At 48.5% G+C, this 7,713-nt stretch carries 6 protein-coding genes and 1 pseudogene; 4 read left to right on the forward strand and 3 right to left on the reverse strand.

All coding sequences use genetic code 11. The features are described from left to right. Window positions 1-548: 548 nt before the first annotated feature. From FC99_RS01940 to FC99_RS01955, 4 genes and pseudogenes are all read left to right on the forward strand, one after another. On the forward strand, window positions 549-1,490 hold the full coding sequence (locus tag FC99_RS01940) for a DMT family transporter (protein WP_235805845.1): 942 nt from the start codon (window positions 549-551) through the stop codon (window positions 1,488-1,490). Window positions 1,491-1,579: 89 nt separating this feature from the next. After that, entirely contained in the window at window positions 1,580-2,044 is a 465-nt protein-coding gene (locus FC99_RS01945; RefSeq protein ID WP_048733044.1) for a hypothetical protein, read from the forward strand. Window positions 2,045-2,163: 119 nt separating this feature from the next. Beyond that, a pseudogene (locus tag FC99_RS01950) lies at window positions 2,164-3,384 on the forward strand (RNA-guided endonuclease TnpB family protein). A gap of 219 nt (window positions 3,385-3,603) precedes the next feature. Further along, complete coding sequence (locus FC99_RS01955; RefSeq protein ID WP_048733042.1) at window positions 3,604-3,951, forward strand: MmcQ/YjbR family DNA-binding protein; 348 nt, start codon at window positions 3,604-3,606, stop codon at window positions 3,949-3,951. A 91-nt stretch (window positions 3,952-4,042) separates the two neighbouring features. Here the strand turns inward: FC99_RS01955 and FC99_RS01960 are convergent, their stop codons facing one another. The 3 genes from FC99_RS01960 to FC99_RS14085 form a co-directional block, all read right to left on the reverse strand. Further along, a complete protein-coding gene (locus tag FC99_RS01960) occupies window positions 4,043-6,202 on the reverse strand; it encodes a heavy metal translocating P-type ATPase (RefSeq protein WP_420324059.1) in 2,160 nt (719 codons plus the stop codon). Further along, window positions 6,199-6,645, reverse strand: a complete 447-nt coding sequence (locus FC99_RS01965; RefSeq protein WP_048733040.1) for a CopY/TcrY family copper transport repressor — start codon at window positions 6,643-6,645, stop codon at window positions 6,199-6,201. The genes FC99_RS01960 and FC99_RS01965 overlap by 4 nt, the downstream gene beginning before the upstream one ends. Before the next feature lie 648 nt (window positions 6,646-7,293). After that, window positions 7,294-7,713 (reverse strand): zinc ribbon domain-containing protein (locus FC99_RS14085; protein ID WP_235805846.1); only part of this gene is annotated, 420 nt, incomplete at its 5' end.

Raw genomic sequence — 7,713 nt, forward strand, 5'->3', positions numbered from 1 at the left:
TACGGTGGTGTGAGAGGTCGGTAGCCGAAATAATCGGCTACCTCCTACTCGATTGGTCTGGATCCAAAAGTCTCAGACCTTTTTGGCACTTCGAACGGACATGGTCGAAACGTGCGGCAAAAGGCAGTCAACTCCGCTTAACGTCGCTAGCCGAACAATCCAAAATCGGGATTATTCGGCTAGCGACGTTAATGCTCATTGCCTAATCGCCTTTGGTCGCACTCTCTTTTATGTTGTCTAAGAATGAAACCGCTTCAAACTAATAATTCGATGATGAATTGCTCAGAGTTGTCCGGTAACGGTGAGACGTTTGGTATACTTGACTCTTGCGCCTAGTGCTCGACCGGTAGTCAAAATCGAGTAAAATGGTGGGTAGCAATCGAAAAGTTACGAAATTTCTAGTAGAATGAAACAATCAGTGCAGTCGACTGATAAATAGACGTGATCAGTTTCCAGCATGTTGTCAGTATATCTTTAAAGGCCAGCTGTAGTCGAAGGTTGGCAGAGGCGGAATTATCCAGCAAACATAATTTTAAGAGAAGTAGGAAGTGGCAGTAGTGGTACAACAACAGCATCATTTACGCGGGGTCCTTTTGGCCAGCGCAGCGTGTATTTTATGGGGAATCTCCGGGGTTGCGGCGAGCACACTGTTCACGCTAAATCCCCACGTCACGGCGTTGTGGCTGACACAAGTTCGAATGATCACGGCGGGGTTCCTCCTGTTGGTCATGGGCCAAGTGGTTGGCGTGCATCCTTTTCAAATTTGGCACGACAAAAAGGCCGGCATTCGGGTGGTCAGCTATGGTTTGCTAGGACTGGTGCCCGTGCAGCTGTTCTACTTTGAAGCCGTCAAATTTGGGAACGCCCCAATTGCGACCATCCTTCAATTTCTGGGACCGTTTATCATTAGCATTTATTATTTCTTATTCAAGCACCTCATACCAACGCGGCCCGAGGCGATTGGGATGGTGATGGCGTTTATCGGAACACTGTTGATTGTGACGCATGGCCATTTAAACAGTCTGGCCATTTCGCCGATTGTTCTGTTCTGGGGCGGCTTATCGGCCATCGGGGTGGCGACCAACACGTTGATTCCCCGGCCACTCTTGCCGCGGTTTGGCGCAATCTCCGTCACCGGTTGGGGCCTGTTCATCGCTGGTATTTGTCTAAATGTTTTTGGACCATTATGGCGCGCGACGGTGACCCTAACGCTGGCGGAATGGGGATTGATTGCGCTGATCATCATCTTGGGCACCATCTTCCCGTTCTTGATGTTCGCACACAGTCTGGCGTATATTTTGCCGACGACGGCCAGTCTGTTAGACGCGTTTGAACCCCTGTCAGCCACAGTGTTCTCGGTGATTTTCCTGAGCGTCCAGTTGACTGGTTTCGACTTGTTCGGCGGCTTGTTGATCATCTTGGCGGTCATGGTGTTGTCGCTGAACGGTCATAAGATGTTACGCTTTATTTTGCGGCGAAAAGTAGATTAAAAGTGAGGCCTCACTAGTGTGTATAGCGCTGGTGGGGTCTTTTACGTCTCATTGAGAGTGGTATACTGGTGACTATCGGAGGAGATCATATGAATAAATTTGTAACAAGTACCGTTGTCGTTCTTGGCATGGTGGGCAGTCTCGGTTGGGGAACCGTTGCTCAGGCCAAAACAAAATGGACGGCTGGATCACCTAAGCAACTCAGGGGAGCTTGGGTCCAGCTACGGGTGAAGCACAGCGGGGAAGACACCGATATTTCGGCCAATTCCTTGTTTTTGAGCAAGACTTCAGTGATGGTCATGACTGATTTCGGGGATCAAGCGTATGGCGGCAAGCATCTTGCGTACCATGTCAATCAAGGCACGTATTACTTGCGGGATTACTTTGCGCCAGAGAAGGTTTGGAACTACACGAAAATCACTCGTCACGGGAAGAAAGTTACCTTACAGGAATACGGTAAACGTAAGCCGGGTAAGTCTTTCAAGCAGGTGACGGCTAAGGCAGTTCACCTGAAATACCATGCTGAGGCCAGTGCGGCATTATTAAAAAAATAAGTAAAAACCTGCGATTCTAATTATGGGATGAATACAGAACTTAACGTTTTTTCTGAACTTGTGTTCCCCTGATAAGCTAAGTATGGTATACTTGATCCAATCTACAGGGGAGGTAGCCGTTGATTAAGTTAGGGCGAACAATCAAACTGAGACTCTATCCAGATACTGATCAAGCAGATAAATTTCTAGCAATGAGCCAAGAGTATCAACGATTAGCTAATATTGTAAGTTAATGGATATTTGACCATGAGTTTCCATTAAGCTGGTTAACAATCAACCGCCATTTGTATAAACGTTTCAGACAAGAATCACCACTCAATAGTCAGATGGTCGAATCGGTTTTTCGAACGGTCTCAGCTCGTTACAAGACTGTTCAGAAACAGATGAAACAGCACCCTTACCGTTATAAAAATAAAGAAAACAAATGGATTCAAGTTTCTAGAGACCTGACCTGGTTGGTGAAACCCATCCAGTTTCACCGACCACAAGCAGACTTGATTCGTCAGAGTAACTATTCTTTTGTAGATAAGATGAAACAGATCTCGATGACCACTCTAGGTGAACGGACTAAGCTGGGGTTTACCAACAAAGGTTTTGAGAAATACTTTGCCGAGGACTGGAAGCTAGGGACCGCCAAGTTGGTCCACAACCGAGGAAAATGGTTTCTGCACATTGGAATAACGAAAGAGGTTGGCGATTTCGATACTAAGAATAATCCGCAAATCGTAGGGATTGACCGTGGATTACGTTTTCTAGCAACTGTTTTTGATAGTAAAGGGAAAACACTATTCTTTGACGGTCAAATGATCTTACGTAAACGCAAGAAGTTTTTAGAGATTCGGCGACAACTGCAAGCTAAAGGGTCAAAGTCTGCTAAGGAAAAATTGAAGCAACTGGCTCAACGAGAGAACCGCTGGATGACCGATATGAATCATCGGATAGCTAAGACACTCGTTGTAGCATATGGTTCACATACCCTTTTTGTTTTGGAAGACTTAACCAACGTGACATTCAGCACCAATGACCTACCTAAATCTCTGCGTAATAGTCACCGTTCTTGGTCTTTCTTCCAACTAGAATCGTTCTTGACATACAAGGCTCAGGCTATTCAAAGCGCGGTCGTGAAAGTTAATCCAGCATTTACCTCACAGCGATGTCCTAAGTGCGGAATAATTAAGAAGGCCAATCGTCATCACGAGACTCACGAGTATTGGTGTGAACAGTGTCAGTATCGTTGCAATGATGACCGCTTAGGGGCTATGAATATTGAAATACTGGGGCAAGAATGGTTGAGCGGGGTTAAGCATCCAAAAATCAAAAATTTAACGACTATTGGGTAAATCCCGATAGTTAAACGGGTAGCCGTCAATTACCCGATGATGTTGCCATTACGAGTAGGAGTGTCCTAACTGACATGTTGAACTACTGTGTCGCCAGATACGTGAGCGACAAGCCGCTGAATTCATTCAGTAGCAATTGACTAAAATAGCATATAGAAACGACTTAGCCGCCAGAATTAATTTTGGTGGCTTAAGTTTTAGATTAGGAGGACTGTTGTCATGGAAATGACGAAGGCAGAGCTAATTGAATTCAGCAGTGCGGGCAAAGCGGTCACCGTTGACCGGCCGTTCAATAACCCCGCGCACCATAACCAGATTGTTTTCGATGCGTTGCGGCACCAGAAAAGCAAGAAAATATTTGGTCTGGCCTATGAGAAGGACGATGGCCTATACATTGACCTGAAGTGTGACCCGGCCCGAATCGATGAGCTAGTTGAAACGTCCGCCTACATCTTGCCAGGGCAACATTTCACGAAGCAGAACTGGATTACGGTTGATGTTAACGAACTGCCTACAAAAGAGGTATTGACTAAATTAGTGAATGTCAGCTATCAGTTAACCAATTGATTACAATAAGCGATTCAATCTAGGCACTAAAAAAACTCCGGTAGAGGTTCCACTCTATCGAAGCTTTTTTAATACTATTCTATTTTGCTATTTAATCCGCAACCGGTTTGATCTTCAACGTCATCGCATTGATGGCCACGATAATCGTACTTAAGGACATGACGATTGCCCCAGCCATTGGGTTGAGCATGAAGCCAATGGGGGCCAAGACGCCGGCGGCCAGTGGGATAGCAATCAAATTGTAGCCAGCTCCCCACCAGAGGTTTTCGGTCATCTTGCGGTTGGTTGCCCGGGCCAAGTCGAGGAACTGAATGACGTCGGCGGGATCGCTGGCAACCAGGATGATGTCGGCGGATTCAATTGCCACGTCGGTCCCAGACCCAATGGCCATCCCAACGTCGGCACGGGCCAGACTAGGTGCGTCGTTGACCCCATCACCGATGAAGAGGACCTTGCCGTTTTGCTGGTACTTCTGAACCAATCGTTCCTTATCTTCCGGCAACAGGCGAGCCTGCACATCGTCGATCCCGATGCTAGTCGCGACCTTGTTGGCCGTTTCCTGGTTGTCACCGGTCAACATCACCGGCGTAATCCCTTGTGCCTTGAGTGACGTGATCAATTTCTTGGCGTTGGGCTTGATCTGGTCCCCTTCGGCTACGAGACCCAGCACCTTTTCACCGGCGACTAAGAAACTAATGGAGTTTCCTTCGGCGGCAAAAGTCGTGAACTGGTCGTGGTCATAGTCCAGCTGGTGTTGGTCCAGGTAAGCGACGGAAACGACGCCGTACGTGGTGTTGTCGAGGGTTCCAAATTGGCCCAGTCCAGTTTCCTGGTGCGTGTCGGTTGCGGCAGTCACCGTCAGCTGTTGTTCCTTGGCAGCGGCTAAGATCCCGGTTGCCAGGGGATGACTGGAGCCACTTTCGAGACCGGCCATCAGGCGCAGAATATCGGTATCACTGTACTGCTTATCTAAACTAATCAGATGGTTGACCTTAAACTTACCCATCGTTAACGTCCCCGTCTTGTCCATCAAGGCAAACTTTAAGTGGTTAACTTGTTCCATGGCATCCCGGTTACGGATCAACAAGCCGTTTTGAGCGGCAAGCGCCGTGCTGCGGGAAACAACCAAGGGAACGGCCAGGCCCAAGGCGTGGGGGCAGGCGATAACAAAGACGGCGACGGCCACGGGTAAGGCTACGGCTAAGTTCGCCACAGTCAGCCAAACGATGAAGGCGAGAATTCCGGCAAAGAGGGCGGCGTAGAATAACCAGCCAGCCACGCGGTTCGCTAAGTTTTCGGACTTGGACTTGGCGTTCTTCGCGTTTTGAATCAGATCCATGACTTGCGCGAGGTAGCCGGAATCCCCGGTCCCCGTGACTTTAGCGGTGAACGTCCCGGTCCCGTTGACCGAGCCCCCGATGACCTTGTCACCAGCCAACTTCTTGATCGCCTTGGACTCCCCAGTAACCAGGGATTCGTTGACGTCAGAAGTTCCAGTGAGGATGACCGCGTCGGCGGGAACTTGTTCGCCAGCACGGACAGCCAGCGTTTGGCCGACTTGGAGGTCACTCAATTGGACGTCGGTGCTGTTGCCTTGGTCATCGATAACGTGTGCGGTCTGTGGTAATAATTTACCCAGCGCGTCGACCGCGGAACCAGCGTTCATGACGGTATTCATTTCGATCCAGTGTCCCAGCAACATAATGACGATCAAGGTCGACAACTCCCAGAAGAAATTGTTGACGGTCGGTGTCACGTGAAATAGATCGTTGGCAATGACGGCGTAGATACTGTAGACGTAGGCCACGCCGACCCCCATGCTGATCAGGGTCATCATGGCAGGTTGCTTCATTTGCAGCTCGGCCTTGGCACCGCTGAAGAAGGGTGCGCCGCCGTAGAAAAAGAGAATGGAGCCGAGGATGGCGACAATCCAATCACTTCCCGGGAAAATCAATTGAAAGGGCAACGTCATGCCCATCATCGGCGACATCAGAATGACGGGGATGGTCAAGATGAGGGAGACCCAGAACTTTCGTTTCAGATTACCCATGTGCATCATGTGCCCGTCGCCCATGTCCATATCCATGTGAGTCATATCCATATTGCTCATGTCCATATCGCCGTGATCCATGTCCATCTTGTTCATGTCGGCGTCGTGCGGCGTGTGCTTGTGGTCGTCTGGCATCTTCATACCCTTCATATCTGCCTGCATGTTCATGTGTGACATGCCGACGTTTTCGCGTTCCTTCATGGTTCACAACTCCCTTCACAACCATTTGGCAAGCAGTCACAGGCGACCATATCGGGGGCCGTCGGTAACTTCTGAGCCAAACAGTCGATTAGATTTTGTACATCAGTTTTACTCAACTCAGTCTGTTCCAACACGTGAACCAGTGACGTGCCGCGATGCATCGCACACATCTGGTCGAGTTCATTTAGTAGGGCCCCGTCCATGGCGGCCTGTTCCTTGATGAGTGGGGTGTAAATAAATTGGCGGCCGTTCTTGGTGGTTCCCAGCGCGCCTTTCTTTACCAGGCGGCCAATCAGCGTTTTAATGGTTGGCGCCTTCCAGTCGTGTTGTTGTTCAAGTAAGTCGATGATGGTGCGACTATCCGCTTGCCCCAACGTCCAAACGATGCGCATGACGCGCCATTCTGCGTCGGAGATGGTAATGGCTAATTCTGTGGTGGCCATTTTAACAGCTCCCTTCGTTTACAGATGTAATCTTAATTGGTGACCTCAGTCTACCGCCTCCCACGCCCCCTGTCAAGCAGAATATATTGGGGGATTATCTTTTAGTCGTTACCTTGCCCCTTCGGCAGTCAGGTGGTCCATCCTGTGGGACCGGCAGCCTGGCCTAACGCCACCAGGTTAAATTGTTCGGTCAATAACTTGTCCAATCCGTCATTGCCGTTAACGAAAATTGGCATATAGCGGTTTCACAAATTAATCACTCAGAAGTTAAAATTTTGGCAAGAATCATCATATTCACGCCATCGTTTGGTACACTTTGTATAATCAAAGTTAGACTATGTTAACGGTTGTTGCTGATTTACTGGGCGTCTTAGTAGTGATCGACGATGACCAGTAACTGGCGAGAGAAGTTCGGTCCTGTAATTAGGACTTGTCAAGCCACCGAAAATAGGCTATTTTAATAATTCCAGTGGTGAATTGGCAATCAGCCATGACCACTAAACCGATAAGTCAACTGCCCCTGAATAAATTCAGCGGCTTGTCGCTCACGTGTCTGGCAACACAGTAGTCCAACATGCCCATTAAGACACTCCTACTCGTAGTGGCAACATCATCGGGTAATTGACGGCTACCCGTTAACTGCCAGGTTTACCCAGCAGTTGTTAGCTTTTTAATCTTTGGGTGTTTGACACCATTCAACCAATCTTGGCCAAGCATCTCAATATTCATTGCCCCTAAGCGGTCATCGTTACACCGATACTGGCATTGGGCACACCAATATTCATGAGTATCATGATGGCGATTAGCCTTCTCAACTAGGCCACACTTCGGACACCTCTGTGAAGTGAAGGCTGGATTCACTTTCACGACGGCACTTTGAATAGCCTGAGCCTTGTACGCTAAGAAAGATTCCAATTGAAAGAAAGACCAAGAACGATGGCTGTTACGCAAGGACTTAGGCAAATCGTCAGTGTTGAAGGTCACATTAGTTAAGTCTTCTAAAACGAAAAGTGTATGCGAACCATATGCCGTAACGAGTGTCTTAGCTAGCCGATGATTCACATCGGT

The sequence above is a fragment of the Levilactobacillus koreensis JCM 16448 genome, assembly GCF_001435525.1.
Classification (GTDB): Bacteria; Bacillota; Bacilli; order Lactobacillales; family Lactobacillaceae; genus Levilactobacillus; species Levilactobacillus koreensis.